Consider the following 26987-nt stretch of genomic DNA (forward strand, 5'->3'; position numbering starts at 1 on the left):
CCCCTCGTGGGTGCCGGGCCTTCCGCGTGGAGGAGTGCCCGCGGCGGTGGGGTCAGCCGTTGGCCAGTGCCTGGACGCGGTCCAGGGCGCCGTTGAACTTGTTGTGGTCGCCGACCGTCGGGCCCGACGAGGTGTACTGCCACATCGTGTAGAAGCCCCAGCCGGCCGGGAGGGCGCCCGGGTCGGCGGCGTACCGGGCCACCCACAGCGGGTTGGTCGCGCCGAACGCCGACGAGTTGCCGGTGCACTGCGTCCACCAGCTCGTCGCCGTGTAGATGACGGCGTCACGGCCGGTGCGGGCGCGGTACTGGTTCGTGAAGTCGCGGATCCAGTTCACCATCGCGCTCTGCGAGAGGCCGTAGCACGCGGCGCCGTACGGATTCCACTCTATGTCCAGCGCGCCCGGCAGGGTCTTGCCGTCGCGCGACCAGCCGCCGCCGTGGTCCACGAAGTAGTTGGCCTGCGTTGCGCCACTCGTGGTGTCGGGGGTGGCGAAGTGGTACGCGCCACGGATCATGCCGATGTTGTACGAGCCGTTGTACTGCTGCGCGAAGTAGGGGTTCGTGTAGTACGTCCCCTCGCTGGCCTTCGTATAGGCCCACTTGACTCCGCTGTTCCACAACGTCGACCAGGCGACGTTGCCCTGATGGCTGCTCACGTCCACGCCCTCGGTCTGGACGGCGCGGGTGTCACGGGGAAGGCCACCCTGGCCGTCGTGTTCGACGACGCCCATGCCCAGGTGGGCCGAGCCGCGCGGCGGATATGCGGGGGGAGCGGTCGCGTCGCTGTCGGCGGCCTGCGCGGCCGAGGGGAGGGTCAACAGCAGGCTGAGCGCCGCGAGAAGGATGCCGATGACGGACAGTCGGGAGCGATTGGCGGTTAAGGATCTGTGCACGGGCATATCGTGCCTCCGATGGCCTGATGTGGCTGGGTGGGGGATCAGGTGCGAGGAGTGCGGGGGCCGGGACGGCCGTGTGCGGTGACGGTGCGCGGTGTGGGCGCGCCCGACCAAGTGCCACCTTGTCGGTTGCATGTCACTGATACTGAAGCTACGCACGTAAAAGGGCGGGTGGGAAGAGGGTTCGGTGGCTGCCGTTGGTCTACTCCTGCGAAATACTGGCGGAGCTGCGGCGATGGCCGCGTATGAAAGAAACTTTCAGAGGTGGGAAACCGGGTCATGGCTGCTGACGTGCACGAGGGCGGGAACGGAGAGCGGCGGGCCGCCGAAATCAACGCGTCGGGAAATGGTGTGGACCACGAATTCCTCGCCCTTGAACGCGAGCTGACGGTCCTTCTGCGGAGGGCTCGGGCCTCCTCGGGGGAGATCGCCCGCGAAGTCCATCCGGACCTGGAACCGGCCGCTTACGGACTGTTGGTCCGGCTGGAGGAGCACGGGCGGCAGCGGGCCACCGAACTCGCCGCGTACATCGGGGTCGGCAAGGCCACGATGAGTCGGCAGTTGCGGGCGCTCGAAGATCTCGGGCTGGTCGCCCGTGAGCCTGATCCGGCGGATGGGCGTGCCTATCTGATCCACCTTACGGAGGAGGGGCGTACGCGGTTCCGGGCGGTGCGGGATGCTCGGCGGGCGCGGTATGTCCGCCAATTGGCGGACTGGGATCGGGGGGAGGTGGCGGAGTTGGCGCGGCTTCTCCACCATCTGAATGCGCGGTCCGCCACATAAGTGTTTTTTCGAGGGCCGGGTAGAGAGTGGGGGCTGGGGTGGTTGGCGGTGTGCGGGTCCGCCGTGGCTGGGTGCGCAGTTCCCCGCGCCCCTTAAAGGCGCCCCTGCGGGGCGCCCCCCTACAGACCCGCCCCCGTACATTCCGCCCCCTACAGCTCTGCGTACACCGCCGCCGCGTCGTCGTGCGGCTTGCTGTGGCCCAAGGCTGCCCGCCCCTCCCTTGAGCGTTCCAGGTCTCTGACTCTGTCGATCAAGGACTGGGTGCCCTCCTTGCGGACGATCGTGTGGCAGGCGTGCCAGTCGCCTGCTGTGAAGCGGTCCACCCAGCGTGTCGCGCCGTCCGTCAGGGCGAGCAAGGACCGGACCTCGTCCCGGGCCGAAGCGCCCGCCACGGCCCGCCCCGCCACCGTCGGATCCGCCGCCGCCGTGAAGAAGCCGCCCTCGCGGTTGCGCAGTACCGCGTCCACGTGCGCCGCCGACCCCAGCGCCGCCCTCGGCACCCGTGCCAGCCGGTCGTCGAGCACCGCGTCCACGGAGCCGTCCGGGCGCTCCAGGAGCAGCGCCGAGTCGGACAGGACCAGATGCTCCACGCGCTCCGCGTCCCACCGCGCCAGGACCACCGTCGCCTGAGGCGTCCTCGGGTGAGAAAGGTCACATGTGGCGCGATGTGTATCGGCCGTACGCACAATCGCCTCGGAAAGGACGTCCCGCAGCGTCAGATCTCGCCGCGAAACGGACAGTTCCCCGAGCGCGCCCCCCAGGTGTGCCGTGAACCACGGAACCGAATGGCGGCAGCCGTCGTCCCCGTCACGCGGCGGAGTCACGCCGTCCAGGACGACCAGGGATCCCCCTTGTCCGGAGGCCGGAACCGCCACCGATGCGAAGTCCTCGTTGGGGCGGCCGGGGTCACCGGGAGCGGTGGCGATGTCGATGCGCATACCGCCAGTCTGCCTGAGCCCCCGGGCCTCCCCGTGGACCCGGGTCGACCTCCCGGCATTGGACCGTACCTGCTGGTCACCCGCCGGTTTTGGGCGGTAATGATCAACTCCGGGGGAGGCGTGGCGGGGCATCCTGCCAAAGCCTGACGATCACGTCCAACCGGCTCCCCGTACGGCCGCTTTGCCCGTGCCACGGGAACTTGCCGCCCAACTCCCCGTCGATGTTCACTCCTTCGGGTGGCGGGCGAGGCGATGCGCGACCACTGCTCACCGGCACTGGAATGGTCTGGAGCCGTACCGGGTGGGACGCCTGAGTTGACGGATCGTCACCCGGGCCCATGGGTATGACGAGTCAGGAATGCGAGCACCGGTGCAGAAACTGCGGCCTCGGCGCAAGGGCGGGAAGTCGGCCTCTCAAGGGGCGCAAGGGGCACAAGGGGCAGCGGAGGGGACACCGGCCGCGCCGGGCGGGTCCGGCGGGTCCGGTGGGCCACCTCAGCCGGGGCCCCGGGGCCGCCGCAAGCGGGTACGCAGCCGTCTGATCATCTCCGTCGCCGTCGTGGCCGCCGCCATCGCGGGCGCCGGCGCCCCGGCGGTCGTGGCCGCTTCCGCGGACGCCAACGACGCCCAGAACCTGGTGGTACTCGCCGAGCGCACCCAGCAGGCCGTCACCCTCGCGAACGCGCTCGCCGACGAACGCGACGAGGTCACCGCCTGGATCGCCGCCGGACGCCCCGAAGGCAAGGGCCTCTCCGAGCAGCGCAGCGCCCGGGTCGACCGCCGCGTCCAGGAACTCCGCGCCGAGGCGCCCGCGCCGCTGCGCGACGACCTAGACGCCGTCGCCGCCGCCCGCCGCGCCGCCCTCACCGGCAAGGACACCGCCCTGGCGGCCCACCAGGCGTACGCGAAGGTCATCAGCGCGCTCCACCTGCTCACCGAGGACCTGGCCGAGCAGACCCCGCCGGACGCAGGCTCCGGGCTCCGCGCGTTCGGCGACCTCGACCGGGCCGTCGAACAGGCTTCCGCCGCCCGAGGGCTGCTCCTCGCCGCCTACGCCGTACCGCACGCGACCGGCAGCACCACCACCATCGACCCGGTCACCGGCCTCGCGGTCACCGTCCCCAACGAGTCCGAGGCCGACACCCGCGCGCGCGGGCTGCTCAGCGCCGCCGCCCAGGAGGCGCACGTCCGCGAGCGGGCCGCGCTCGCCGACTTCCACGATTCGGCGCCCGCCGCCGACGCCTCCTCGTACGACTCCACCGTCAACGGCCCCTCGGTCACCGCCGCCGAGAAGTACCTCGCCGACCTCACCGACCAGCCCACCCTCAGCGACGGCGATCTGAAGCTGAGCGCGAAGAAGATCGACGCCGCGCTCACCGCCCGCGTCGACCTGATGCGCGGCGTCGAGGCGTCCTTCGGCACCGCCCGCGTCAAGCAGCTCGAACAGCTACGCGACGACGAGGTCACCGCCCTGGAGATCCGGGTCGCGGTCACCGGAGTGCTGCTCCTGCTCGCCGTCGGTGTGTCCATGGGCATGGCCCGCTCGCTGACCCGCCCGCTCTCCGTCCTGCGCCGGGGCTCCGCGCGCCTCGCCGCCGACCCGGCCACCGACGAGCCGATCCGCTTCACCGGGCGCAACGACGAGTTCGCCGAGGTCGTCCGCTCCGTCAACGCCCTGCACGCGCACGCCCTCGCGCTGCACGAGCGGCTCACCACGCTGGAGTCCGACCGCAGGCACCTCGTCGGCCAGCGCGAGTCCATGGCCGACGAGCGCGCCCGGACACAGGCCGAACTCGCCGACGCCGCCGAGCGGCTTGAGCGGGCGCGCGGCTCCATCCAGGGCACGTTCGTGAACCTCGCCCTGCGCACCCTCGGACTGGTCGAGCGGCAGCTCGCCGTCATCGAGAACCTGGAGGACCGCGAGCAGGACCCGGACCGGCTCGCCACCCTGTTCAAGCTGGACCACTTCGCGACCGTCATGCGCAGGCACAGCGAGAACCTGCTGGTACTCGCCGGCGCCGAGCATGTGCACCAGCACCCCGGTCCCGTACCGCTCGTGGATGTCGCGCGCGCCGCCGTCAGCGAGATCGAGCGGTACGAGCGGGTCCGTATCACCTCGCTGCCGCAGCACGCGCATGTCGCGGGGTTCGCCGCCGACGACCTCAGCCATCTCGTCGCCGAACTCCTGGAGAACGCCACCTCCTTCTCGCCGCCGGACGCGACCGTCGAGGTCTCCGGGTGGCTCCTGGAGAACGGTGAGGTGATGCTCTCCGTGCAGGACGAGGGCATAGGGATGACCTCGGAGCGGCTGCGCGAGCTGAACGTACGGCTGTCCGATTTCGACCCCGAGGACGCCGGTTCCGAGCACGGGGCGCAGGACGACGGGAGCGGGCTCGGGCTCGGCCTGTACGTGGTCGCGCGGCTCGCGCACCGGCACGGCGTGCGGGTGCAGTTGCGGGAGCAGAAGCAGGGCGGGGTCGCGGCGGTCGCCGTGCTGCCCAAGGCGCTCCTCGCCGCCGAGCCGGCCGCCGCGGTGGCGCCCCGGCAGCGGAGCGCCCCGCCGGTCGCGGGGGCGGCCCCCTCGGTCGCCCTTCCCGGGTCCGAGGCCGAGGCCAACTCCAATGTCCTCCCCGTACGCAGAGGCCATGATCCGCTGATCGCCGCGGCGGAGCGTGCCGTGCACGCGCGGGAGTCCGAGACGACGCTCGAATTCACGGCGCCCGTTCCCCCTGATAGACCGGCGCCCGAGCCCGTACCCGGACCCGTAGTCGCAGCCGGAGTCCCCGACGCCGACGCCCATCATCGTGCCGCCGACGAGGCTCCGCGCGTCACCGGGAAGGGGCTGCCCAAGCGGACGCCCAAGATCAGTGAGACCGGCGGCGCGCCCGTACCGCAGGGCGGTGGTGTCGACGCCGAGGCGCTGCGGCGTAAGCTCGGTGGGTTTCATCAGGGGGCCAAGGCGGGACGGCGCGATGTGGAAGCCGAACTCACCGCGGAAGTCGAGGGGGACATTGTCGAGGAGGCAAGCAGTTGACTGCGCCCAGTACTTATGGACTGAGCAGTGAAGCCCGCAATCTGCACTGGCTGTTGACGAACCTCGTCGAGGAGGTGCCCGGCCTGCTCTCGGTCGCGGTCGTCTCCTCCGACGGACTGCTGCTGCTCTCCTCCGACCCCGGGAGAAGAGCGGAGCGCCCCGCCGGACGGACCACCGGCCCCAAGGGATCGGCGGCCGACCTCGCCACCATCGTCTCCGGGATCGGCAGCCTCACCATCGGCGCCGCCAAACTCATGGACGGCGGCGGTGTCAAGCAGACCATGGTCGCCATGGCGGAAGGTGCCCTCTTCATCATGTCGATCAGTGACGGCTCCCTCCTCGGCGTGCACGCCACGCCCGACTGCGACATGAGCGTCGTCGCGTACCACATGGCCCTCTTCGTCGGCCGCGCCGGACATGTCCTCACCCCCGAACTCCGCAGCGAGCTGCGCCAGTCGATGGAGAGCGCCCAGTGAGTACGCCGAACGCCCAGCCCCCCTCCGGCGCGGCGAAGCTGCCGGTGCGCGGCGGCGACCGAAAACCCGCCCGGGTCAGGCCCTATTCGCTCACCGGCGGACGCACCCGGTTCGGGCACGTCCTGCTGGTCGAGACGTTCGTCGCCGCCCTGGAGGCCCCCGACGAGCGCCTTGAGCTGCCTGGGGGTACCTCCCAGGCTTTCGGCTTTGGGGGAGGCTCGCTCTCGACCCGGGTGATGCCCGAGATGCGGGCCATTGTCGAACTCTGCCGCCGTATGCGCACGGTGGCCGAGATCGCCGCGCTGCTGAAGATGCCGCTCGGCGTGGTCCGCGTACTCCTCAGTGACCTGGCGGACCAGGGAAAGATCCGTGTATACGGAACCGGTCACGGCCCGGGACAGCCGGACCGCGCGCTGCTGGAAAGGGTGCTGAGTGGACTCCGTCGTCTCTGAACCACTGCCGTCCGTCGGGACAGGAGAACGGCTCCAGCCCTGGCAGCTCGACCGGACGCGCGCGCCGATCGCCACGAAGATCGTGGTCGCGGGCGGCTTCGGCGTCGGCAAGACCACGCTCGTCGCCACCGTCTCGGAGATCGAGCCCCTCCAGACGGAGGCGCTGATGACCGAGGCGAGCGAGGGCACCGACGATCTGACGGCGACCCCGGAGAAGACGACCACCACGGTCGCCATGGACTACGGCCGGATCACCCTGGACGACGACCTGGTCCTGTATCTCTTCGGTACGCCGGGCCAGCAGCGGTTCTGGTTCATGTGGGACGACCTGGTGCGGGGCGCGATAGGCGCCGTCGTGCTCGCGGACACCCGCCGCCTGGACGACTGCTTCCCGGCCCTGGACTACTTCGAGAGCTGCGGGCTGCCCTACGTGGTGGGCGTCAACCACTTCGACGGCAGCGAGCGGTTCGAGACCGAGGACGTACGCGAGGCCCTGACGGTCCCGCCGCACGTCCCCGTGCTGATCATGGACGCGCGCCGGCGGATCTCGGTGGTCGAGTCGCTGCTCGCCCTGGTCGGCCACGCGCTCGACGCCAGTCCCGAATAAGTCCACAGGAGAGCACCCGCATGCGGAAGATACTCATCGTCGGAGCCGGTCAGTCCGGGCTCCAGCTCGCCCTCGGCCTCCAGTCGCGGGGGTACGAGGTCACCCTGATGTCCAACCGCACGGCCGACGAGATCCGGTCCGGCCGCGTCATGTCGACCCAGTGCATGTTCCACACCGCGCTCCAGCACGAGCGGGACCTTCAGATCAACTTCTGGGAGTCGCAGGCCCCGAGGATCGAAGGGCTCGGCGTCTCCGTCGCGGGGCCCGAGTCGCAGCGGGTCATCGACTGGGTCGGCCGGCTCGACGGCTTCGCGCAGTCCGTCGACCAGCGGGTGAAGATGGCCGGCTGGATGGACACGTTCGCGCAGCGCGGCGGCCAGCTCGTCATCCACGGCGCGGCCGTCTCCGACCTGGACTTCTTCTCCCGCACCTACGACCTGGTGCTCGTCTCGGCGGGCAAGGGCGAACTGGTGTCGATGTTCGGCCGCGACGCCTCCCGCTCCCCGTACGCGGAGCCGCAGCGCGCGCTCGCCGTCGCCTACGTCCACGGGCTGGGCGTACGGCCCGAGCACCCCGACTTCGACGCGGTCCGCTGCAATCTGGTGCCCGGGGTCGGCGAGCTGTTCGTGATGCCGACGCTCACCACGTCGGGCCGCGCCGACATCCTCTTCTGGGAGGGCGTCCCCGGCGGCCCCCTCGACGCCTTCCAGGGCGTCAAGGACCCGGCGGAGCATCTGTCGCTGACGCTGGAGCTGATGGAGCGGTTCACTCCGTGGGAGTACGCGCGCGCCACGAAGGTCGAGCTGACCGATGCCCACGCGACGCTCTCCGGGCGGTACGCGCCGACCGTCCGCAATCCGGTCGGGCGGCTGCCCGGCGGGGGAGCGGTCCTCGGTGTCGCGGACGTCGTCGTCGCCAACGACCCGATCACCGGGCAGGGTTCCAACTCGGCGTCGAAGTGTGCCGCCGCGTATCTGGAGTCGATCGTCGCGCACGGTGACCAGCCCTTCGACGAGGCGTGGATGCAGGCCACGTTCGACGGCTACTGGGAGACGGCGCAGCACGTCACCAAGTGGACCAACGCGATGCTGGGCGTCCCGCCGGAGCACGTCCTCAACCTGATCGGCGCGGCAGGCGCCCTCCAGCCGGTGGCCGACCGCTTCGCCAACGGCTTCAACGACCCGTCGGACTTCGAGAACTTCTTCTATGACCCGGAGAAGACGGAGAAGTACTTGGCCGGGGTCTCCGGCTGACCGCTCCCGTCGGGGTGCCGGGTACGGCTAGGAAGACGGTGCCGCATCCAACCCGTACCCGGTGTCGGACCCTTCCCGAGCGCCGTCGGGCAACACGGGCGGCCGGTACCCCGACATCCCCTCGGCCGACGGGTCAGGTCGCACCGCGCCCAGTACGGGATTCGCCGCGACGGGCGACACCTTCACCACCGCCCCCGGCCTCGGCGCCTGCACCACCATCCCGTCCCCCAGATAGATCCCGACATGCGTCGCCCCGGGGAAGTAGAGCACCAGATCCCCGGGCCGAAGCTCCCCCAACGGCACCCGCTCCAGCGACTCCCACTGCTCCTGACTGGTCCGCGGAATCTCCCGCCCCGCATGCGCCCACGCCTGTGAGGTGAGCCCGGAGCAGTCGTACGAGCCGGGCCCCTCGGCCCCCCACTCGTACGGCTTGCCGATCTGCTCCACCGCGAACCGCAGCGCCCGGTTCCCGGCCTCGGACGGTGGCCGGGCGCTGCTCAGGGCGCCGGACGCGACGAACTTCCGCTGGGCGTCGGCGGCGCCGTCGGCCTCCAGGCGGGCGAGTTCGGCGAGCTGGCCGGCGGTCAGGGACGCGAGCAGCTTCTCGACGTCCTTGAGTTTGTTCTGGACGTCGTCCCGCTCCTTCTTCTGCCGTTCGGCCAGGACGAGTTGGTCGTCCAGCGCCTTGCGGGCCGACGCCGCCAGGTCGTCGGCCTGCCTCGCGCCGTCGGCCAGCCGGTCGACGGTCTCGACGCGTTCCAGCGAGACCCGCTGGAGGACGTGCGTCTGGTCGAGGGCCTGCTGCGGGTCGCGGGCGAGCAGCAGCCGTACATAGGGCGAGAAGTCGCTGCTGCCCTGATACTGCTGGCGCGCGAGGCGCCCGGCGGCGCCCCGGCTGTCGTGGAGGGCGGCCCGCGCCTTGGCCAGCCGGGCGTTCAGCCGGTTCGTCTGGTCCCGCTGCTGCTTGAGCTTCTCCTCGGTGCCGTTGTACCGCTCGGTGGCCTCCTCGGTCTGCCGGAACAGCTTCTGAAGATCGGTCAGAAGCTTGGGTACGGACCGCCCTTCGGGTCCGGGCGCCGCCACAGCCGACCCCGGAGCAAGGAGCGCACCCGCCACCAGCGCCACCACGACCGCCGTACCCGCCCTGCGCACCAGCCTGCCTGACATACCGTCACCTCCACCGAGAGGGCACCGCACGAACCCCGCAGGGTGAGCATCGGCCGCACCGCCCCCGAACCATTCCTGCCGCAGGGCGATCCGGCCCAAGGAGGTCACTCGTCCGGGTACACGGTGGGCAGATTTTCGGATCGGGACAGCGCCCCCGCAGGGGCGCGGGGAGCCACGATGGCGCTGCGGACGATGGACTGCATTGCGTCCCACTGCCGATCGATCGGGCGGCGGCAGCGCCCCCGCAGGGGCGCGGGGAACTGCGCGACTAGCCACGACGGCGCTGCGGACGATGGACCACACTGCGCCCCACTACCGGCCGATCGGGCGGCGGCAGCGCCCCCGCAGGGGCGTGGGGAACTGCGCGACTAGCCACGACGAGGCTGCGGACGATGGACCACACTGCGCCCCACTGCCGATCGATCGGGCGGCAGCCCAACCGCAGGGGCGCGGGGAACTGCGCGACCGGCCACGACGGCGCCGCGGACGACCGCACCGCACCGCACCCCACCGACCGAGCGCCTACGTGAGCCGTCCGCCAGGACCCCGCTTTGACCACGGCCACCGCAGCCCCCCACCCGACTCACCCTCGGCGTCGTACTCGTACGTCCAGCCCCGGTGCAGGGCGAATCGCCGGCCCGCGGTGACGGCGACCCGCCGGTAGACGAGTACGGTCGGCGGGCCGCCGGTCGCGTCGGGGACCGGGACCCGGTACACCTTCGGCGGGTGGCCGGTCGGGCCGAGCAGGACGGGCAGGACACGGCCGTCCAGGGGCCCGCCGACGAACGGGGTGTCTTCGCTCTTCACCTCTCCAGTGTCACCCGGACCCACCCGCCCCGATGACATCGGCGCCACGCGTCGCATACCGGGTCAAATTCGGCCTGTCCAGACGCCATGCCGTAAGGCGTTGGTGAAACATTCTCCATCAGTGCGCAAAGTCGGATCGGGGCCGGGGCGCCAGGACTAATTTCCCGGCCGTGATCCTCAACCGTGAACTCTTCCGGAGCGGCGGCCGATCCGCCGCCCTCTCCGGCTCCGGCGACACCAAGCGCCGTACTCTTCTGCGCGCCGCACTCGGCGGAACCGCCGCCGTGGGCGCCGCCACCGCCCTCGGGACCGGCACCGCCACCGCGGCGCCCCGGCCCACGTCCGGGGACGTCAGCACACCTCAGGGCGCGCTGCGGGAACTCGTCAGGGGCAACCAGCGCTGGCACGACTTCCGGCAGCGCCACCCGCACGAGAACGGGGTGACCCGGCAGGAACTGATAGCGGGACAGCACCCGTTCGCGGTGGTGCTGAGCTGCGTCGACTCACGGGTACCGCCCGAGCTGGTCTTCGACCAGGGGCTCGGCGACCTGCTGACGGTCCGCTCGGCGGGCGAGGTCCTGGACGAGGCGGTCCTGGGCAGCGTCGCGTACGGGGTGCTCGAACTGGGGATTCCGCTCGTCCTCGTACTCGGCCACCAGTCCTGCGGGGCGGTCAAGGCGGCCGTCGAGGCGGACGAGTCCGGTACGCATCTGCCCGCGCACATCCAGTACCTGGCGGACCAGATACGGCCGGCCATAGACCACAGCCAGACCGGGAGCGCGCGGATCGACGCGACGATCACCGCACAGACCCGGCTCGTACGCTCCCGGCTCGCCGCCGAACCCGATCTCGCCCCGCTGATCGCCTCGGGCAAGCTCGGCGTGGTGGGCGCGCGCTACGAACTCAGCGACCAGTTGGTGCGGGTGCTGAGCTGACACCCACCTGACGGCCGGAGGCCCGGCGCACCCGTCTCACAGCAGGTGCGCCGCGTCGCCCGCCAGCGGCAGCAGCCCGCGGAGCAGGGCGCCGAGCGGGCCGTCGGGGGTCTCCAGGGACAGCGCGTACCGGACGACCTCCGCGGCCCGCTCGTCGCGCGTCGCCGTCGCCGCGAGCGCCATCACGAACTGCTCGACCAGGCCGTCCCGCAGCTCGTCCAGCGGCGGCTGCTTCTCCTCGTCCAGCCAGATCAGCGAGGCCGCCTCGACGGCCGTGATCCACATCCGTACGGTCATCCGCAGCCGGGGGCCGGGGTCGTCCGCGCCGAGGTGGGCGAGGATGTGGTCGGCGGCCGAGCGGCGTACCTCGTCCACGATCGCGGTGGTACGGGAGGTCTCCACGACGCTGCCGCCCTGGAGCAGGGCGCTGAATCCGGCGTCGTGCTCGTCGACGAAGGCGAGATAGCGGTCGAGGGCACGGGAGAGGCGGCGGGTGAGCGGGCCGTCCTGGGGCTCGGCGAAGCACTGCCGCAGGTCGTGCGCGGCCGAGCGCAGTGCCGCCTCGTAGAGCTGCTGCTTGCCGCCCGGGAAGTAGCGGTAGACCAGGGGCCGGGAGACGCCCGCCGCCTCCGCGACATCATCGAGCGCGACCTCCTCGGGCGCGCGCTGCGCGAAGAGGCCCAAGGCCGCTTCGAGGAGCTGGCCGCGCCGCTCCTCCACGCTGAGGCGTCGGTACGCGCGGGTGCCGGCTGCCGAGGTCATACCGCAGCGTAACCCGCTTGCCGTACCGGACATATATGCCCGGTTGCGGTCCTGGCCGCCGGGGCCGGGCCCGCGGACGCGTCACGCGAGCAGCCCCGACGACCGCCACAGCCGCCGGCCGACGCCTTGGAGGACGCCTATGTCGTCCAGGAAGTCGGTGAGGCGCTTGGCGCCGGTCTGCATGACCTCGCGGCGGTGGCCGCTCGCCTTGACCTGGGCGACGGCTTCGCGGCGGTCCAGGCCGACGTCCGAGTACACCCGCGGGTTGACGAAGGCGATGGAGAAGACGCGGGCCGCCTCGCCGCAGCTCAGCCGGGTCAGTTCGCGCTCCCAGCGGGGCGCGGTGACCATCTGGCGCCGCAACTCCTCGCGCGCGTACCGCACATGGCGGGCCTCCTCCACGACATGGATGCGGGTCACACCGCGCACCAGGGTCTGGACGCGCTCGTCCGGAAAGGTCAGCCGCTGCATCCAGTCGAGGATCTCCTCACCGAGCAGCGTGGCCGCGAACGAGCCGGGCGTGGTCGACACCGTCTTGAGGACCCGCCCCAGATTGTGGTTCAGCCGCGAGACGGGGTACGCGGGTGCGCCGGTCTTCTCGACCAGGCGGGCGAACATCATGGAGTGCCGGCACTCGTCCGCGATCTCCGTGAGCGCGTACCGCACATGGGCGCTGGTCGCGGACTTGTCGTAGATGTGCCGTACCAGGAGCTGCATCAGGATGATCTCGAACCAGATGCCGAGCGAGGCGAGCGAGGCGGCCTCGTGCCGTGCCAGGTCCTGGCGCTGCTCCTCGGACATCTTCTTCCACAGCGGGGTGTCGTAGAGCGAGGCCAGCTCCGGCGGCAGGAACCACTTGCCGACCTCGACCGGAGCGTCCCAGTCCAGCTCCTTGTCCGGGTCGAAGGAGTGCTTGGCGGAGGATTCGAGCAGCCGCCCGGCCACCTGCTCCCGGTCCTTGAGAAGCCCGAGCGAGTCCCGCAGCATCCCCGGTTCCCTGAGGGTCGTCATGGGTGTCCCCCTGTCGTCATCACCGCACGCCCGGGAAAAGACGCACGAGTTACCGGCGGTTACCCCTTATGAGACTCCGCGTCAGCAAGCCCGTCAATCCCTTGTACGGCACTTGTTACCCGACCCACACGGGCCCTCCGGGCCGACGCCATCACCCGTTCGGGCGACGCTTCGCCATTCCCGCTGGGTACGCTGGCTTTACGAGGCAGGCTCCGACGCATGGGAGCGATCATGACGAGCGCCGGGCGGGACTACGGGCTGGACGACAACCATGTCTGGGCCCGCCCGCCCGCCGGCGGCTGGACGGCGGACGATCTCGACAGGCTCCCCAATCTCCCTCCGCACACGGAGCTGATCGACGGGAGCCTCGTCCTCGTGAGTCCGCAGACCCTGTTCCACGCGCTCGCCATGCGTCTGCTGGAGAACGAACTGCTGGGGCAGGCGCCCGACCATCTGACCGTGCTCCGGGAGATGACGGTCCGGCTGGACAGCAGGAACCGGCCGGAGCCGGACGTCCTCGTGGTCCGGACGGATGCCGTCACCGGACCGTCCCAGACCTGGTTCGATCCGGCGGACGTCCTGCTGGCGGTCGAGGTCGTGTCGGAGGACTCCGTGGACCGCGACCGCGAGGTCAAACCCCGTAAGTACGCGGGCGCCGGCATCCCCCACTACTGGCGTGTCGAGCAGAAGGACGGGCTCCCCGTCGTCTACGTGTACGAACTGGACCCCGCCACCGGCACCTACGCCGTCAACGGCATCCATCACGACCAGCTCAAGCTGTCGGTCCCGTTCCCGATCGGGATCGACCTCAGGGCGAGCGGTCGTCGCGATCGTCCCGGTTCTCAGGGCGTTTGAGGACCGCCTCCATCACCGCCTTCGCGACGGGGGCCGCTGTGCCGCCGCCGCTGATTTCTCCCCGGATCGCCGACGCGTCCTCCACCACCACCGCCACCGCCACCGCCGGGTCCGTCGCGCGGTCGGGTCTGGCCCAGGCGATGAACCAGGCGTAGGGCGTGCCGGCGTTGCCGATGCCGTGCTGGGCCGTGCCTGTCTTGCCGCCTACCGTGGCGCCGGGGATGGCCGCGTTGGCGCCCGTGCCCTCCTCGACGGCGTCCGTCATCATGTCCCGCAACTGGGACGCGGTGCGCGCGCTCATCGCCTGGTGCAGGGTCTTCGGGCTCGTGGACCGGAGCGTGATCCCATCGGGCGTGGTCGTACGGGCCACCAGGTAGGGGGACTTGACGGTGCCGCCGTTCGCCACTGCCGACGCGACCATCGCCATCTGGAGCGGTGTCGCCCGGGTGTCGTACTGGCCCACCGAGGAGAGCGCCAACTGTGCCTGGTCCATGTGCTGGTCGAAGCTGCTCGACGCCACCGAGAACGGGATCCGCAGCCCGGGGTCGTTGAACCCGAACCTCCGCGCGGTGTCCACCATCGCCTTCAGACCCACGTCCGCGCCGAGCTTCGCGAACACCGTGTTGCACGACCAGGAGAACGCGTACCGCAGCGGGGCGTCCTCGCAGCCGTCCACCTCGTTGCTGAGCGAGGTGGACGTGCCGGGCAGCCGGAACGGGTCCGGTGACACCGTCGGATCGTCCGGATTCCGTACCGCGCCCGACTCCAGCGCCGCCGCCGCCGTGACCACCTTGAACGTCGAACCCGGCGGATACGTCTGCCGGATCGCCCGGTTCAGCATCGGTTTCTCCGGGTCCGCGTTCAGGCGGGCCCACTCGCCCTCCACCGCCTGGCCCGTTCCGGACAGCCGCTGCGGGTCGTAGGAGGGCGCCGACACCAGCGCCAGGATCCTCCCCGTCGTCGGTTCGATCGCCGCCACCGCGCCCCGCCGCCCGGCGAGGCCCGTGTACGCGGCCCGCTGGGCGTCCGCGTCGATCGTCGTGACGACCTTGCCCGCCGGACTGCGCCCCCGCGTCACGTCGTTCCACAGCGGCAGCGGCGCCAGCATCGGATCGGTGCCCGACAGGACCGCGTCCTCCGTGTGCTCCAGGAACGTCGTTCCGTACACCTGCGACGAGAAACCTGTCACCGGCGCGTACAACGGGCCGTCCGCGTACGTGCGTTCGTACCGCAACTGCTCCCGGGTGTCCGTGGAGCCGGTGACCGGGCTCCCGCCGACGACGACGTCCCCGCGCGGCACCCCGTACCGGGCGATGGCCTGGCGGCGGTTGGCCGGGTTGTCGTCCAGCGCGGCCGACTGGACGACCTGGACCCGGGCCGCGTTCACCAGCAGCGCGGCGAGCAGCAGCGCGCAGAACACCGCCGCGTGCCGGATGTGACGGGTCACTCGGAAGCCCCCTCCTCGTACGGTCGGCGCGAGGAGTCGCTGAGCCGGATCAGCAGCGCCACGATGATCCAGTTGGTCACCACCGACGAGCCGCCCTGCGCCAGGAACGGCATCGCCATGCCCGTCAGCGGGATCAGCCCGGTCACCCCGCCTGCGATCACGAACACCTGGAACGCCACGATCGACGCGAGCCCGATCGCCAGCAGCCGCCCGAACGGGTCCCGCAGCGACAGGCCCGCCCGGAACCCCCGCTCCACGAGCAGTCCGTACAGCAGGAACAGCGCCGACAGGCCCGCGAGCCCCAACTCCTCGCCCGCCGTCGCCAGGATGAAGTCCGACTTCGCGGCGAAGCCGATGAGGATCGAGTGGCCGAGGCCGAGACCGGTGCCGAACATGCCGCCCGCCGCGAACGCGAACAGCGACTGCGCGATCTGGTTCGGGCCCTGGCCCGCGTCGATCGACGCCATGGGGTGCAGCCAGTCCTGCACCCGCACGTGGACGTGCGGCTCCAGCCAGCCCACCGCGAACGCGCCCACCGCCGCGAGCAGCAGACCCACCGCGATCCAGCCGGTCCGGCCGGTCGCCACGTACAGCAGGATCACGAACAGGCCGAAGAACAGCAGCGAGGTCCCGAGGTCCCGTTCCAGGACCAGGACGACGACGCTCAGCAGCCAGATCGCCACGATCGGCCCGAGCACCCGGCCCGTCGGCAACTGGAGCCGCCAGATCCGGCGGCCCGTGTACGCGAGGGCGTTCCGGTTCGCCGCGAGATAGGTGGCGAAGAACACCGCGAGCAGCACCTTCGCGAACTCGCCCGGCTGAAGGGAGAATCCGCCGAAGCGGATCCAGATCCGGGCGCCGTTCACGGCCGGGAAGAAGATCGGCACGATCATCAGCACCAGCGCGGCGACCACCGACAGATACGCGTACCGCTGGAGCACCCGGTGGTCCCGCAGCAGCGTGACGACCGCGATGAACAGGCCCACGCCCAGCGTCGACCAGATCAACTGGGCCGGCGCCGCCTGGTCGCGCGGGGTCTCCAGGTCGAGCCGGTAGATCAGGACGAGGCCGACGCCGTTCAGCAGGACCGCGATCGGCAGCAGCAGCGGATCGGCGTACGGGGCGCGGAGCCGGACCGCGCCGTGCGCGACCAGCGCGAGTACGCCGAGCCCGGCGCCGTAACCGGCGGCGTCGGGCGGTACGGAGCCGCTCTTGCCGAACCCGACCGCGCAGTAGCCGAAGACCGAGAGCAGTACGGCGAGGACGATGAGGGTCAGCTCGGTGCCGCGGCGCCGGGGGGCGCGTACGGCGGGGGCGGACGCCGCCGGTGCCTTCGCCGTCGTTCCGGTCATGCCGTCGTTCCGGTCATGGCGGGAACGTAGCAAGCGGTGTGCCTGATGTCCCGTTATGTCGTGATAGTCGGCCTGTCAGTGCAGGCGTGTCAGCACCAGCGCGGGACCTTGCCGATGTTGTCGATGTAGCGGGCCGAGCCCCATGCCCAGGTGCCGTCCGTCAGGAGGTACCAGAGGCGGGTGCCCTCGACGCGCTCACCGTTCGACTTGCAGAAGATCGACACGATCGCCCCCCGTGGCTCGACCCGGAGGATCCGGGCGCCCCGGTCGGGCCGGTCCCGCAGGATGAGCCCGCCGTCCGCCGTCACACGGCCCTTGTAGATCGGGTACCGGTCGTGCTCGCGGCCCCCGTTCCCGTAGCCCTGTCCGTGCTCGCCGTCGGCGCCGGGGCGGGGGTCGGGGCCGGGTTCGGCGGCCGTCGCGCCACCGGCCCCGGCGAGCACGGTGACCGCGGCGAGCGCACCGCCGGCCGCGACCGTGCCGAGCCGGGTGGCGAGGGTGCGGAGGGAGCGCGGGGCCAGGGGCATGGGGTCTCCTCGGGGAGGGGGTGCGCTCTCACCGTAAGAGGGGGTCCGGTGCCGCGCCCGTCGCACTGCGCCATAGGAGGCCGCGCTCCACGGGGACGCTCCACGGGGATGCTTGAAGGGGACTGTCTACGAGGATCCGTCCGGCCGGTGCGGCAGGGTCAGTGTCGCCACCGCGCCGCCGCCGTCCGGCGCGTTCGCGAACGTCAGCCGGGCGCCCAGCACCTCGGCCTGCCCCGCCGCGATCGTCAGCCCGAGACCGTGCCCCTTGGCGCCGCCCTCGGTACGGAACCGCTGCGGCCCGTGCTCCACCAGATACTCCGGATATCCGTCCCCGTGGTCGCGGACCGTCACCACCGGGCCGTCCACGGACACCTCCACCGGCGCACGCCCGTGTTTGTGCGCGTTCGCCACCAGATTGCCGAGGACCCGCTCCAGGCGGCGCCGGTCCGTCTCCACGCACACGTCCCGCCCGATCCGTACGTCGACCGGCGCCCCCGACGCCCGTACCACCCGCTCCGCCAGCGGTCCCAGCAGATGCGCCCCGAGGTCGACGCGTTCGCTGCGCGCGTCAAGGCGGGAGATCTCCAGAAGGTCCTCGGTGAGCGTGCGGAGCGTGGCGACCCGGTCCCGTACCAGCTCGGTCGGGCGGCCCGGCGGGAGCAGTTCGGCCGCCGCGTGCAGACCGGTCAGCGGGGTGCGCAGCTCGTGCGCCACGTCCGCCGTGAACCGCTGCTCGCTCTGCAACTTGCGCTGGAGCGACGACGCCATCGAGTCCAGCGCCCCCGCGACCGCCGCCACCTCGTCCTGCGGGCGCGCCGGGTCCTTGGTGCGCGGATCGTCCACGCGCGCGTCCAGGTCGCCCGCGCTGATCCGCCGCGCCACCTGCGCCGTCGTGTGCAGGCGCCGGGTCACCCGGGTCACCGCGAAGGCGCCCACCAGGAGGGTCGCCCCGATCGCGAGCGCCGACGAGCCGAGGATGGCCCGGTCGAGGCCGTCGATGGTACGGACGCCCTGGGCGTAGTCGACCTGCACGGCCAGCACCCGGTGGCCGTCCGCCGGGCCGGCCGCCCACATCGTCGGGTGCGGGGACGCGCCGACCATCGTGCCGCGCCGCCCGTCGAGCGCCAGCTCCCGCAGCGGGCCCGGCAGCCCCGCCGGGTCCAGGCCGGCGCCGGGACCGAACCTGTCCCCGTCCTCGAACGCCCGCGTGGCCTCGGTGAGCCGGGTCAGCGCCCGGTCGCGGGCCTGGCCCGCGGTCTGCTTGGTCACCGCCGTGTGCACGAGCAGCCCGAGCAGCGCGGCGAGTGCGCAGCACATCACCGTGATGAAGGCCGCCGCCTTCCAGGTCAGGGTTGCGGTGCGGGAGCGGAGGCGGGTGCGGAGGCCGGGGAGCGGGTTTCTCATGGGGCGCTCTGAGAGGCGTTGGGGGTGGCGGAGGGGGAGGGGGTGGGAGTGGTCAGGGGCGGCGGGGTCACCCGGGGGCGGACCGGCTTCGTCGACGACCCGCCCACGCGCAGGATCTCGTCCTTCGTCGGCAGCATCGCGTGCTGGTGCCGGTCCCAGGCCCATACCGTCCGGTACTCGTACCCTGCGATGCCCGACACCGCCCGGATCACCAGGTCGCGCCCTGCCACCTCCACGCCGATCACCGCGTCCGACGTGCCCATGATCTGGGTGAGCGTGTGCTGCTCGAAGGCGTAGACGCGGACGGCGAGCTGTCCGTCGTGCATGCGGATGCCGATCACCAGGTCGTCCCTGCCGTCGCCGGTGAGGTCCCGGTAGTAGGCCCGCAGTACCGGGCAGTTCCCGCTCCCGGCGGCGTCCTCGCCGCCGTCCTCGTCGCCGCACTCGGTGATCTTCCGCGCGGTGTCCGCGTCGAGCGCGTCGTCGCCGGTGAAGGTGTCCGGGTGCTCCTTGGCCTGGGTGCGCAGGACGGTCAGCGGGTCCAGCTTGCGGATGTCGTCGCCCGGTGCCGTGAGGCCCTTGATGGTCTCGGTGTGCGCCTCGTCGTAGTCGTAGGCGGGGGTCGACGCCGGGGTCAGGTCCGGCCAGAGCCTGGCGGGGCCGACGGCCGTCGGGGTGGCGCCCGCCGCCTCCAGGCCACCGCTGTCACCGCACCCGGTCAGGACCGCGCCGCCGCAGGACGCCAGCAGCAGGGCGGTGACGGTCGCCTTGCGGCGCGCTCGGACGGGGTGGCGGGGGGACACGGGGCTGCTCCTGTGGGGGTACGGGTATGGGTATCGGGCTGTCGGTGGTCCGTGTGCGTGGGGGGCGGACCTCGTACACCTTATTAGTAAGGATTTCCTTTTTGTTCGCCCGGTGGTGGGGCCGTGATGGGGCCGTGATGGGACGGGGCACCACGGCCGGCCATCGGTCGGGGTGACTTCCCGTCTTCTGCTTGCTCTCGGGCAGACGGGCTGTTCCCATGGTCATGGGGTGATGGTGCATGACCGCACTGCGCGTCATACCGACCTGGCGCCACGGCCGGGAACGGCTCTACGTCTGTCTGCCCGACGGCAGGAACGTCGCGTGGTACGACCGCGACGCGGCCCGGGTCAGTGTGGTGCACCGGCAGTACGGCGAGGGGGCCCTCGACGCGCTCGCCCCCTTCCTGAGCGGGGACGTCACGGTGGGTCCGCCGCCCGTACCGAACGCCGCCGAGCTGGCCCGCCTCACCCTCCACCCCGACGACGACCTCGCCCCGAACCGGCCCGGCGAGGCCCTTCAGATCGCCATCGAACGCGAACCCGGCCGCGTCGCCGGGGGCCGGTTCCTGCGCGCCGATCCCCGGCGGCTCGCCCTGGAGGCGGAAGAGGCGGTCGGCGGGGCGCTGGACGGGTTCGAGGGCGCGGGCTGGCGCACCCTGCATTCGATCCCGCTTCCCGGCGGCGACCGCATCCCGCACCTGCTGATCGGCCCCGGCGGGATCTTCGCCCTGCACTCCCTGCACGCACGGCGCCGCCGGGTCCGGGTCGGGGACCCGGTGGTGAGCGCGGGCCGGACGGCGGCGCCGCTGATCCGGCTGGTACGGGGGCTCGCCGACCGGGCGTCCTACGCACTCACCGCCGATGTCCGACCGGTCCTCGTGGTGGTCGGGGCGACTGAGATCCTGGTGTCGCCGGGGGTACGGGACATACGGATCCTCCGCGACACCGACCTCGGGGGCCTCGCCCGGGAGGGGGGCGTCCTGAAGACGGCGGATGTGGAGGCGGCGTACGGGGTCGCACGGGACCGGCAGACGTGGCTCCGCCTGTGAATCGGTGACCGCTTTTGGTGAACGGTGTTCCCACCCACCCACCCTTGTCGGCTCCGGGCGCCTTCCGGCGCGGTATGGCTGCGCCTGGCTCTTGGGGGCTGGGATGGGCTCGGCACCGCCGGTGAGGGGCGCGGTGGCTGAGCGCCGCTGCGGCGGATGTGAAGGGCGGGGCCCTTCATCCAACCCGGTCGGGTGGGCGTGTGGGGTGGGTTTGGTGGCGTCGGTGAGTGCTGGTGCGGTGGATGTGAAGTGAAGGGGCGGGCCCTTCATGCGATCCGGTTGGGTGGTGCTGTGTGCGGGTGTTTTCCGGTGTGGTGTGGGTGTGCTCGGCCTCCGGCCTGGGGCGGGCTCGGCACCGCCGGTGAGGGGTGTGGTGGTTGAGCGCCGCTGCGGCGGATGTGAAGCGAAGGGCGGGGCCCTTCGCCCAACCCGGTTGGGTGGGTTTGGTGGCGTCGGAAAGTGCCGCTGCGGCGGATGTGAAGTGAAGGGGCGGGCCCTTCGCCCAACCCCGTCGGACACCGCCGCCCCCGTGGGCACCCGCACCGCATAGGCCGGCCCCCAGCACCGGCTTGCGACGGTCCTTCCCCGCCGGGCGGATCTCTCGGCTGAACTGGAACTCCCGCACGTCCCGCCGGTCCACGACCCTCTCCGGTCCCGGACCCGCCCCTGTGCGGAGGGTCACCCAGGGTTACAGGGAGGCGGAGAGGGCTGTGGTGTGGGCGGTCAGCCAGTGGGAGGCCGCGCGGATCTTCGTGGGGACGTCCCGGGACCGTAGTGCTGTCATCGCCGGGTCGCCCCGGTCCGCCGCTGCCTCGATACCCCGGGCGCAGCGGTCCTGCCACCACAGGATCGTCGGGATCAGGTCCGTCCGTTCCGTGAGGCCGTACGCGTCGCAGATCAGGCGGAGGCGGCGGGCCGTGGCGGGCAGGTCCGTCACGGTGGGGCCCAGGTCGAGGTACTGCCAGCACACATGGGCCACGTCGTGGACGCGGGCGCCGGGGGCCGCGAGGTCCCAGTCGATGAAGGCGACGGGGCGCCAGGCGCCGTCCCCGGTGGCGTAGACCGTGTTCCTCGGGGAGAGGTCGTTGTGGCAGACCACCTCCTGGTCGCCGGACAGCGGCGAGTCGGCCGTCAGGTCGTGGAACTCCCGGACCATCCGCGCGACCCGCGCCAGCGCGCTGTCCGAGGCCGCCGCCCCGGCCTCGCCGTCCCGCAGCGGAACCTCGCCCTCGATATGACCGAGCACCTCCCGCCCCCGCTCGTCCAGGCCGAGGAAGCGCGGCGCCCCCTCCCAGCCCCGCTCCGCGAGAAACCCGAGCAGGCCGTGCGTGAACGCGGCGCGGGGCGAGGGGCGGCGGCGGACCGTCGCGCCGACGCGCACCACGTCGTTCACGAAGCCACCGGGCAGCGGGGTTTCGGGCATCCCTCCAGCCTGCCAGGCCCTACGGAAGGGTTCCCGCGCTTTTCTCGTCCAGCAGCGGTGCCAGTAGATCTCCGTACCGTTCCAGGCGGGACGGTAGGTCCGGGGCCTCCACCGTCACGTCGGTCGGGGTCGTGCACGACTCGATTTCGTTCCAGGTCAGGGGGGCCGAGACCGTGGGGGTTGGTTGGGCGCGGAGGGTGTATGGGGTTGCCGTTGTTTTCGCGGCTGCGTTCTGGCTGAAGTCGACGAAGACCTTGCCGGGGCGCAGGCTCCGTGTCATGCGGTGCGTGACCTGCTGCGGCAGCGCCCGTTCCGCGGCGACCGCGAGCCGTTTCGCGTATGCCGTGACCTCGCCGGACGGCGTCGGCCGCAGCGCCGCCAGCAGATGCAGCCCCTTCGCGCCGGAGGATTTCACGTAGGCGTCCAGGCCGTCGGCCGCCAGCCGCTCCCGCAGCCAGAGCGCGACCTCGCAGCAGTCCACGACCGTCGCCGGCGGCCCCGGGTCCAGGTCCAGGACGAGCCGGTCGGCCTGCCCCGGGGAGCCGTCCCGCCACTGGGGCGTGTGGAACTCGGTCACCAGATTCGCCGCCCACATCAGCGTCGCCAGATCCTGTACGACCACTTGCCGCTGAACCCCCTCCGTATGGGGGACCTCGGCCGTGCGCACCCAGTCGGGTGTTCCGGGCGGCAGGTTCTTGGCGAAGAAGCGCTGCCCCTCGACCCCGTCGGGGAAGCGGAGGAACGACACGGGACGGTCGCGGAGATGGGCGAGGAGCGGGTCGGCGGTGGTCGCGTAGTGGTGCAGCATCTCGCCCTTGGTGAAGCCGGGCCCCGGATACAGCACCTTGTCGAGATTGCTCAGCGCCAGCCGCCGCCCCTCCACCTCGATGAGAGGCGGCGTACGAGGCGACATACCATGAGAATCCCACGTAAAGGGACTTTTGGGATGGCAAGGGACGGCGACCTCAGAGGTAGGGAACGAACGTGCGATCCATCTGGAACGGCTCCATCGCCTTCGGCCTGGTCAACATCCCCGTCAAGCTCATGAGCGCCACCGAGAACCACGCCGTGTCCTTCCGGCAGATCCATACGGAGGACGGCGGCCGGGTCCGGTACCGGAAGGTGTGCGAGCTGGAGGATGTCGAGGTCACCGCCGCCGAGACCGGCCGTGGCTACCAGAGCCCGGACGGCACGATCATCCCGATCACGGACGCCGACCTGGCCTCGCTGCCGCTGAACACGACCAAGACCATCGAGGTCGTCGCGATCGTCCCGGCCGACCGGATCGACCCGCTCCAGATGGACGCCGCCTACTACCTGGCGGCGAACGGCGTGCCCGCGACCAAGCCGTACACCCTGCTGCGCGAGGCATTGAAGCGCACCGACCGGGTCGCCATCGCCAAGTTCGCGCTGCGCGGCCGTGAGCGGCTGGGCATGCTCCGCGTGGTCGACGACGTGATCGCCATGCACGCGCTGCTGTGGCCGGACGAGATCCGGGTCCCGCACAGCGCGGCCCCGGACGCCCGGGTGAAGGTACGGGACGCCGAACTGGACCTGGCCGACGCCCTGATGAACACGCTCGGCGAGGTCGACCTGTCCACGCTCCACGACGACTACCGCGCGGCGCTCGAAGAGCTGATCGCGGCGAAGCTCGCGGGCACCCTGGAGGAGCACCCGGCGGCGGCCGAACCCACCGGCGGCAAGGTCATCGACCTCGTCGCGATCCTCCAGCAGTCCGTGGACGCGGCGAAGACGGCCGCCACGAAGAAGACGGCGGCCACGAAGAAGACGACGGCCACGAAGAAGACGGCGGCTACGGAGGAGAGGGCGGCCACGAAGAAGACCGCCAGTGCGAAGAAGACGGCCGCTGCGAAGGAGACGGCCGCGAAGACGCCTGCCAAGAAGACGCCTGCCAAGAAGACGACCCCGCGCAAGCGCCGCTCCGCCTGACCCCGAGGTCCGAAGAACTCCTTACGCGCTCACCTGGATCAAGCCGTACCGCCCACTCGTACGCCAGCCGCCCCCGCCCCCGCCCTCGTCACTACCCCCGGCCGCCGCCTCCAGCTCCGCCACCGTCTCCTCTTCCAGCCCCGTGATCACGTCCGACTTCAGGGTTCGCAGCGCGGCCACCGGGCCCGGGAAGTAGCCGGTCGCCTCCGCGAACGGAGTCGTGGGTGGCCAGAGCCGGTCACCGGCCAGGCGGCGGTAGTTGAGGTCGCCCTTCATCACGGTGAGGGTCGCCGACGCGAAGTCCTCGCGGAGGTCGTCGGGCATGTCCGCGTAGGGGAGGGGTGCGCAGGAGAAGGGGTGGGCGCGGAGGAGCAGCCTCCCGCCCGCGACGGCGTCCCCGAGGCGCCGCCCCGTCTCCGCCGCCCCGCCCGGCCCGGCGGTCATGCGTCGCAGACAGGCGAGTACGTCGTCGACGGTCGCGTCGGAGACGTAGTACGGGTGCGGCTTGACGTGCAGGACGACCGTCGCGGCGCGGCCCGTGGTGAGAAGGTCGTCGGCGAGGACGAGGTCCGGGAGGAGTTCGGGCCCGGCGTTGTCGGCGACCAGGCAGACCGTGCCGGGGGACGGGGCCCGGTCGAGTACGTCCCAGAGGGCCGTGCTGTCGTCGTGGACCAGCCGGTGCACCCGCTCAACCACGCCGGCACCGCCCGCCGAGATCCGGAAGCCGAGGTCGGCGCGGTTGCCCCAGAGGGAGGACAGGAGGAGTGCCGTGTCGCGTTCGGCGCGGGTGCCGGGTGACCGGGACGCCTCGTCCAGGGACACCAGTTCGCCGGCCACTCCCTCGCCGTGCAGCTCGGCCGCCTTGAACGGCGCGAAGGGGTCGACGGCGCGAAAGGGGCCCGTACCGAAATAGCCCAGGACGCCGAGCAGGCGGCGGTAGAAGTAGCTCTCCGACCACAGGAACGGGGCGTCTGCCCAGGGGCGGCCCACATGTTCGGACGCGCCCCAGCCCCACCAGTCCGCCGCGTCCGCCTCGTCGTCGCCGAGGCCCCGCATCACTCCGCCCGCGCCGCCCCCGGCGGTCTCGGCGAGCAGCGCGTCGAGGCCGCGCTGTACGGCGGGCGGATACGGAGTGGCGCCCCTGACCCGTTCGATCAGCGCCGGATGCCGCTTGTGCAGCACGCTCCAGGCGAAGGAGTCGCGGTCGTTGCCGAGGATGACGGGGGCGGTGGGGGCGGGATTCGCAGGGTGACTCATGCGTCAGAGTTTCCCGCCGGACGCCGTGTCCGACGACAGGCGCTGCGCCAGATAGATCGGGATCACCGACAGCAGGACGAGCACGGCGGCGACCACATTGACGACGGGGGCCTGCTGCGGTCGGGCCATGTTGGAGAAGATCCAGATCGGCAGCGTCTGCACCCCAGGGCCCGCCGTGAACGTCGTCACCACGATCTCGTCGAACGACAGGGCGAAGGCGAGCAGCCCGCCCGCCACCAGCGCCGACCGCACCATCGGGAACGTGATGTCCGCGAACGCCCGGAAGCTGTGCGCGCCCAGATCCATCGCCGCCTCCTCCAGCGCCCCGTGCGTCCGGCGCAGCCGGGCCACGACATTGTTGAAGACGACCACGACGCAGAACGTGGCGTGGCCGACGACCACCGTGAACATCCCGAGCCCCACCCCGAGCGGTTCGAGGACCGTACGGAACGCGGTGTTCAGCGCCACGCCCGTCACGATGCCCGGCAGCGCGATCGGCAGCACCACCACGAACGACAGCGCGTCCCGCCCGAAGAACCGGTACCGCGCGACCGCGAACGCGATCAGCGTGCCGAGCACCAGCGCGATCGCCGTCGCGCCCAGCCCGGCCTTGACCGACGTCCACAGCGCGTCACGCGCGCCCGCACTCTCCCAGGCCGTCCGCCACCAGCGGAACGTCAGCCCCGGCGGCGGCCATCCCGAACTGCGGTCCGGATTGAGGGAGTTCACCAGGACGAGCAGCAGCGGAACGTAGATCACGGTGAAGCCGAGCCCGGCGGCGACCCGCAGTAGGACCCGCGCGGTACGGGAGAGAATCATCGGGGCCCCCGGGGTTCGGCGGGATGGGCGGCGGGTGTCGGAGGTGTCATAGGTTGCTCAGCGCCCCGGTCCGGCGTACCGCCAGCAGATACAGCACGATGATCACCACCGGCACCGTGCCGAGCGCGGCGGCCAGCGGCAGATCGAGCGTGATGTTCGCGTAGATGAGGTTGCCGATCAGCTGGGTCTTGCCGCCGACGATCTGCACGGCGATGTAGTCCCCGAGGCTCAGCGAGAACGTGAACACGGAGCCCGCCGCCACCGACGGCAGGATCAGCGGCAGCACCACGGACCACAGGGTCCGCCCGGTCCCGGCCCCGAGGTCGGCGGACGCGTCGAGCAGCGGGGACGGGACCTGTTCGAGCCCCGCGTGGATCGGCAGGATCATGTAGGGCAGCCAGAGATACGTGAGCACGATGACGGTGCCGGTCAGCCCGTACCCGGGGGATGACACGCCCAGCGGCCCCAGCGCCCAGTCGAGCAGCCCCCCTTCGGCGAGGATCAGCCGCCACGCGTACGCCTTCACCAGATAGCTCGCCCACAGCGGCGTGAGGATCGCGACGACCAGCAGCGGGCGCCACTTCGGCGCCGCGATCCGCGCCGTGTACAGGGCGATCGGGAAAGCGATCAGCACGCACAGGACGGTGACCGCGAGGGCCACGCCGACGCTGCGCAGGGCGACTTGGCGGTACACACCGGTCGTGAACAGCGCGGTGAAGTTGTCCGTGTTCCAGATCCGCACCACGTCGGACGTGAAGGAGTCCGTCGCCCAGAACGCGGACAGGAACAGCACCGCGAGCGAGCCGAGATAGGCCAGGACCAGCCAGGCGAGCGGCGCGCCGAGCAGCAGCGAGAGGCGCAGCCGGGGCCGCCGGTGCAGCGCCCCGGCGAGCCGCCGGACGGATCCGGCGGCTCGTGGGGCGGGTGGTGCCGGTTCCGTGGGCGGTGCGGTGGCCGGCGCGGTGGGCGTCATCGACA

At 71.6% G+C, this 26987-nt stretch carries 26 protein-coding genes; 10 read left to right on the forward strand and 16 right to left on the reverse strand.

The features are described from left to right. Window positions 1-52: 52 nt before the first annotated feature. Window positions 53-901: a lysozyme gene (locus ACIQNU_RS13805; RefSeq protein WP_401365476.1), complete on the reverse strand. Its 849-nt coding sequence runs from the start codon at window positions 899-901 to the stop codon at window positions 53-55. A gap of 276 nt (window positions 902-1177) precedes the next feature. Here ACIQNU_RS13805 and ACIQNU_RS13810 point away from each other — a divergent pair, with 276 nt between their 5' ends. Then, window positions 1178-1681, forward strand: coding sequence for a MarR family winged helix-turn-helix transcriptional regulator (locus ACIQNU_RS13810; RefSeq protein ID WP_401365477.1), 504 nt, complete (start codon window positions 1178-1180; stop codon window positions 1679-1681). A 149-nt stretch (window positions 1682-1830) separates the two neighbouring features. Here ACIQNU_RS13810 and ACIQNU_RS13815 read toward each other — a convergent pair whose 3' ends face one another. Continuing rightward, window positions 1831-2619, reverse strand: coding sequence for a protein phosphatase 2C domain-containing protein (locus ACIQNU_RS13815; RefSeq protein ID WP_401365479.1), 789 nt, complete (start codon window positions 2617-2619; stop codon window positions 1831-1833). A 358-nt stretch (window positions 2620-2977) separates the two neighbouring features. On the opposite strand from ACIQNU_RS13815, the gene ACIQNU_RS13820 reads away from it, so the two are divergent. Genes ACIQNU_RS13820 through ACIQNU_RS13840 form a run of 5 tightly spaced genes read left to right on the forward strand, consistent with a single transcriptional unit; the run spans window position 2978 to window position 8441 of the window. Further along, on the forward strand, window positions 2978-5653 hold the full coding sequence (locus tag ACIQNU_RS13820) for a nitrate- and nitrite sensing domain-containing protein (protein WP_401365481.1): 2676 nt from the start codon (window positions 2978-2980) through the stop codon (window positions 5651-5653). Next, the gene (locus ACIQNU_RS13825; RefSeq protein WP_401365483.1) at window positions 5650-6129 is read left to right on the forward strand and encodes a roadblock/LC7 domain-containing protein; all 480 of its coding nucleotides are present in this window, start codon (window positions 5650-5652) and stop codon (window positions 6127-6129) included. Before ACIQNU_RS13820 ends, ACIQNU_RS13825 begins: the two co-directional genes overlap by 4 nt. After that, complete coding sequence (locus ACIQNU_RS13830; protein ID WP_401365484.1) at window positions 6126-6581, forward strand: DUF742 domain-containing protein; 456 nt, start codon at window positions 6126-6128, stop codon at window positions 6579-6581. Before ACIQNU_RS13825 ends, ACIQNU_RS13830 begins: the two co-directional genes overlap by 4 nt. Further along, on the forward strand, window positions 6562-7188 hold the full coding sequence (locus tag ACIQNU_RS13835) for a GTP-binding protein (RefSeq protein WP_401365486.1): 627 nt from the start codon (window positions 6562-6564) through the stop codon (window positions 7186-7188). Before ACIQNU_RS13830 ends, ACIQNU_RS13835 begins: the two co-directional genes overlap by 20 nt. Before the next feature lie 20 nt (window positions 7189-7208). Continuing rightward, window positions 7209-8441: a styrene monooxygenase/indole monooxygenase family protein gene (locus ACIQNU_RS13840; protein WP_401365487.1), complete on the forward strand. Its 1233-nt coding sequence runs from the start codon at window positions 7209-7211 to the stop codon at window positions 8439-8441. A gap of 27 nt (window positions 8442-8468) precedes the next feature. Here the strand turns inward: ACIQNU_RS13840 and ACIQNU_RS13845 are convergent, their stop codons facing one another. Together ACIQNU_RS13845 and ACIQNU_RS13850 are read right to left on the reverse strand one after the other, a co-directional pair. Then, complete coding sequence (locus ACIQNU_RS13845; protein ID WP_401365489.1) at window positions 8469-9608, reverse strand: NlpC/P60 family protein; 1140 nt, start codon at window positions 9606-9608, stop codon at window positions 8469-8471. A gap of 522 nt (window positions 9609-10130) precedes the next feature. Then, a complete protein-coding gene (locus ACIQNU_RS13850; RefSeq protein ID WP_401365491.1) occupies window positions 10131-10415 on the reverse strand; it encodes a hypothetical protein in 285 nt (94 codons plus the stop codon). A gap of 254 nt (window positions 10416-10669) precedes the next feature. Here ACIQNU_RS13850 and ACIQNU_RS13855 point away from each other — a divergent pair, with 254 nt between their 5' ends. Further along, window positions 10670-11350: a carbonic anhydrase gene (locus ACIQNU_RS13855; RefSeq protein WP_401365649.1), complete on the forward strand. Its 681-nt coding sequence runs from the start codon at window positions 10670-10672 to the stop codon at window positions 11348-11350. Window positions 11351-11386: 36 nt separating this feature from the next. Here the strand turns inward: ACIQNU_RS13855 and ACIQNU_RS13860 are convergent, their stop codons facing one another. Together ACIQNU_RS13860 and ACIQNU_RS13865 are read right to left on the reverse strand one after the other, a co-directional pair. Further along, the gene (locus tag ACIQNU_RS13860; protein WP_401365493.1) at window positions 11387-12112 is read right to left on the reverse strand and encodes a TetR/AcrR family transcriptional regulator; all 726 of its coding nucleotides are present in this window, start codon (window positions 12110-12112) and stop codon (window positions 11387-11389) included. Window positions 12113-12193: 81 nt separating this feature from the next. After that, window positions 12194-13123: a diiron oxygenase gene (locus tag ACIQNU_RS13865; protein WP_401365495.1), complete on the reverse strand. Its 930-nt coding sequence runs from the start codon at window positions 13121-13123 to the stop codon at window positions 12194-12196. Window positions 13124-13342: 219 nt separating this feature from the next. Here ACIQNU_RS13865 and ACIQNU_RS13870 point away from each other — a divergent pair, with 219 nt between their 5' ends. Further along, the gene (locus ACIQNU_RS13870; RefSeq protein ID WP_401365497.1) at window positions 13343-13978 is read left to right on the forward strand and encodes a Uma2 family endonuclease; all 636 of its coding nucleotides are present in this window, start codon (window positions 13343-13345) and stop codon (window positions 13976-13978) included. Here the strand turns inward: ACIQNU_RS13870 and ACIQNU_RS13875 are convergent. From ACIQNU_RS13875 to ACIQNU_RS13895, 5 genes are all read right to left on the reverse strand, one after another. Beyond that, a complete protein-coding gene (locus tag ACIQNU_RS13875; RefSeq protein ID WP_401365499.1) occupies window positions 13932-15425 on the reverse strand; it encodes a peptidoglycan D,D-transpeptidase FtsI family protein in 1494 nt (497 codons plus the stop codon). The genes ACIQNU_RS13870 and ACIQNU_RS13875 overlap by 47 nt on opposite strands. Continuing rightward, on the reverse strand, window positions 15422-16777 hold the full coding sequence (locus tag ACIQNU_RS13880; protein ID WP_401365500.1) for an FtsW/RodA/SpoVE family cell cycle protein: 1356 nt from the start codon (window positions 16775-16777) through the stop codon (window positions 15422-15424). Before ACIQNU_RS13880 ends, ACIQNU_RS13875 begins: the two co-directional genes overlap by 4 nt. Window positions 16778-16866: 89 nt before the next feature. Continuing rightward, window positions 16867-17304, reverse strand: coding sequence for an SH3 domain-containing protein (locus ACIQNU_RS13885; protein ID WP_401365502.1), 438 nt, complete (start codon window positions 17302-17304; stop codon window positions 16867-16869). A gap of 126 nt (window positions 17305-17430) precedes the next feature. Then, window positions 17431-18708 (reverse strand): ATP-binding protein, encoded by a 1278-nt coding sequence (locus ACIQNU_RS13890; protein ID WP_401365504.1) that lies wholly within the window; start codon window positions 18706-18708, stop codon window positions 17431-17433. Next, window positions 18705-19511, reverse strand: coding sequence for a hypothetical protein (locus ACIQNU_RS13895; RefSeq protein ID WP_401365506.1), 807 nt, complete (start codon window positions 19509-19511; stop codon window positions 18705-18707). Before ACIQNU_RS13895 ends, ACIQNU_RS13890 begins: the two co-directional genes overlap by 4 nt. A gap of 239 nt (window positions 19512-19750) precedes the next feature. On the opposite strand from ACIQNU_RS13895, the gene ACIQNU_RS13900 reads away from it, so the two are divergent. Beyond that, a complete protein-coding gene (locus ACIQNU_RS13900; protein WP_401365508.1) occupies window positions 19751-20560 on the forward strand; it encodes a nuclease-related domain-containing protein in 810 nt (269 codons plus the stop codon). 688 nt (window positions 20561-21248) lie between these two features. On the opposite strand, the gene ACIQNU_RS13905 is transcribed toward ACIQNU_RS13900, so the two are convergent. Beyond that, window positions 21249-21983: a phosphotransferase family protein gene (locus ACIQNU_RS13905; RefSeq protein ID WP_401365510.1), complete on the reverse strand. Its 735-nt coding sequence runs from the start codon at window positions 21981-21983 to the stop codon at window positions 21249-21251. Window positions 21984-22002: 19 nt separating this feature from the next. Beyond that, complete coding sequence (gene ligD / locus ACIQNU_RS13910) at window positions 22003-22896, reverse strand: non-homologous end-joining DNA ligase (RefSeq protein WP_401365511.1); 894 nt, start codon at window positions 22894-22896, stop codon at window positions 22003-22005. Between the two features lie 71 nt (window positions 22897-22967). On the opposite strand from ligD, the gene ACIQNU_RS13915 reads away from it, so the two are divergent. Continuing rightward, a complete protein-coding gene (locus ACIQNU_RS13915; RefSeq protein ID WP_401365513.1) occupies window positions 22968-23933 on the forward strand; it encodes a Ku protein in 966 nt (321 codons plus the stop codon). A gap of 21 nt (window positions 23934-23954) precedes the next feature. Here the strand turns inward: ACIQNU_RS13915 and ACIQNU_RS13920 are convergent, their stop codons facing one another. From ACIQNU_RS13920 to ACIQNU_RS13930, 3 genes are read right to left on the reverse strand one after another with little or no spacing between them, the layout of a single operon-like run. Continuing rightward, window positions 23955-25190: a damage-control phosphatase ARMT1 family protein gene (locus ACIQNU_RS13920; RefSeq protein WP_401365515.1), complete on the reverse strand. Its 1236-nt coding sequence runs from the start codon at window positions 25188-25190 to the stop codon at window positions 23955-23957. Window positions 25191-25193: 3 nt separating this feature from the next. After that, window positions 25194-26009, reverse strand: coding sequence for an ABC transporter permease (locus ACIQNU_RS13925; RefSeq protein ID WP_401365516.1), 816 nt, complete (start codon window positions 26007-26009; stop codon window positions 25194-25196). A 46-nt stretch (window positions 26010-26055) separates the two neighbouring features. Then, window positions 26056-26982 carry an ABC transporter permease gene (locus ACIQNU_RS13930; protein ID WP_401365518.1) on the reverse strand — a complete coding sequence of 309 codons (927 nt, stop codon included), beginning with the start codon at window positions 26980-26982 and terminating at the stop codon, window positions 26056-26058. Window positions 26983-26987 lie beyond the last annotated feature (5 nt).

This window comes from Streptomyces sp. NPDC091292 (assembly GCF_044757265.1).
Lineage (GTDB): Bacteria > Actinomycetota > Actinomycetes > Streptomycetales > Streptomycetaceae > Streptomyces.

What these genes read in the sequence shown, in the direction of transcription:
- ligD (WP_401365511.1), bottom strand. Translation starts at nt 22,896, where the DNA reads ATGTCGCCTCGTACGCCGCCTCTCATCGAGGTGGAGGGGCGGCGGCTG.
- ACIQNU_RS13920 (WP_401365515.1), bottom strand. Translation starts at nt 25,190, where the DNA reads ATGAGTCACCCTGCGAATCCCGCCCCCACCGCCCCCGTCATCCTCGGC.
- ACIQNU_RS13865 (WP_401365495.1), bottom strand. Translation starts at nt 13,123, where the DNA reads ATGACGACCCTCAGGGAACCGGGGATGCTGCGGGACTCGCTCGGGCTT.
- ACIQNU_RS13880 (WP_401365500.1), bottom strand. Translation starts at nt 16,777, where the DNA reads ATGACCGGAACGACGGCGAAGGCACCGGCGGCGTCCGCCCCCGCCGTA.
- ACIQNU_RS13815 (WP_401365479.1), bottom strand. Translation starts at nt 2,619, where the DNA reads ATGCGCATCGACATCGCCACCGCTCCCGGTGACCCCGGCCGCCCCAAC.
- ACIQNU_RS13890 (WP_401365504.1), bottom strand. Translation starts at nt 18,708, where the DNA reads ATGAGAAACCCGCTCCCCGGCCTCCGCACCCGCCTCCGCTCCCGCACC.
- ACIQNU_RS13810 (WP_401365477.1), top strand. Translation starts at nt 1,178, where the DNA reads ATGGCTGCTGACGTGCACGAGGGCGGGAACGGAGAGCGGCGGGCCGCC.
- ACIQNU_RS13905 (WP_401365510.1), bottom strand. Translation starts at nt 21,983, where the DNA reads ATGCCCGAAACCCCGCTGCCCGGTGGCTTCGTGAACGACGTGGTGCGC.
- ACIQNU_RS13840 (WP_401365487.1), top strand. Translation starts at nt 7,209, where the DNA reads ATGCGGAAGATACTCATCGTCGGAGCCGGTCAGTCCGGGCTCCAGCTC.
- ACIQNU_RS13805 (WP_401365476.1), bottom strand. Translation starts at nt 901, where the DNA reads ATGCCCGTGCACAGATCCTTAACCGCCAATCGCTCCCGACTGTCCGTC.
- ACIQNU_RS13925 (WP_401365516.1), bottom strand. Translation starts at nt 26,009, where the DNA reads ATGATTCTCTCCCGTACCGCGCGGGTCCTACTGCGGGTCGCCGCCGGG.
- ACIQNU_RS13930 (WP_401365518.1), bottom strand. Translation starts at nt 26,982, where the DNA reads ATGACGCCCACCGCGCCGGCCACCGCACCGCCCACGGAACCGGCACCA.
- ACIQNU_RS13820 (WP_401365481.1), top strand. Translation starts at nt 2,978, where the DNA reads ATGCGAGCACCGGTGCAGAAACTGCGGCCTCGGCGCAAGGGCGGGAAG.
- ACIQNU_RS13845 (WP_401365489.1), bottom strand. Translation starts at nt 9,608, where the DNA reads ATGTCAGGCAGGCTGGTGCGCAGGGCGGGTACGGCGGTCGTGGTGGCG.
- ACIQNU_RS13870 (WP_401365497.1), top strand. Translation starts at nt 13,343, where the DNA reads ATGGGAGCGATCATGACGAGCGCCGGGCGGGACTACGGGCTGGACGAC.
- ACIQNU_RS13900 (WP_401365508.1), top strand. Translation starts at nt 19,751, where the DNA reads ATGACCGCACTGCGCGTCATACCGACCTGGCGCCACGGCCGGGAACGG.
- ACIQNU_RS13860 (WP_401365493.1), bottom strand. Translation starts at nt 12,112, where the DNA reads ATGACCTCGGCAGCCGGCACCCGCGCGTACCGACGCCTCAGCGTGGAG.
- ACIQNU_RS13885 (WP_401365502.1), bottom strand. Translation starts at nt 17,304, where the DNA reads ATGCCCCTGGCCCCGCGCTCCCTCCGCACCCTCGCCACCCGGCTCGGC.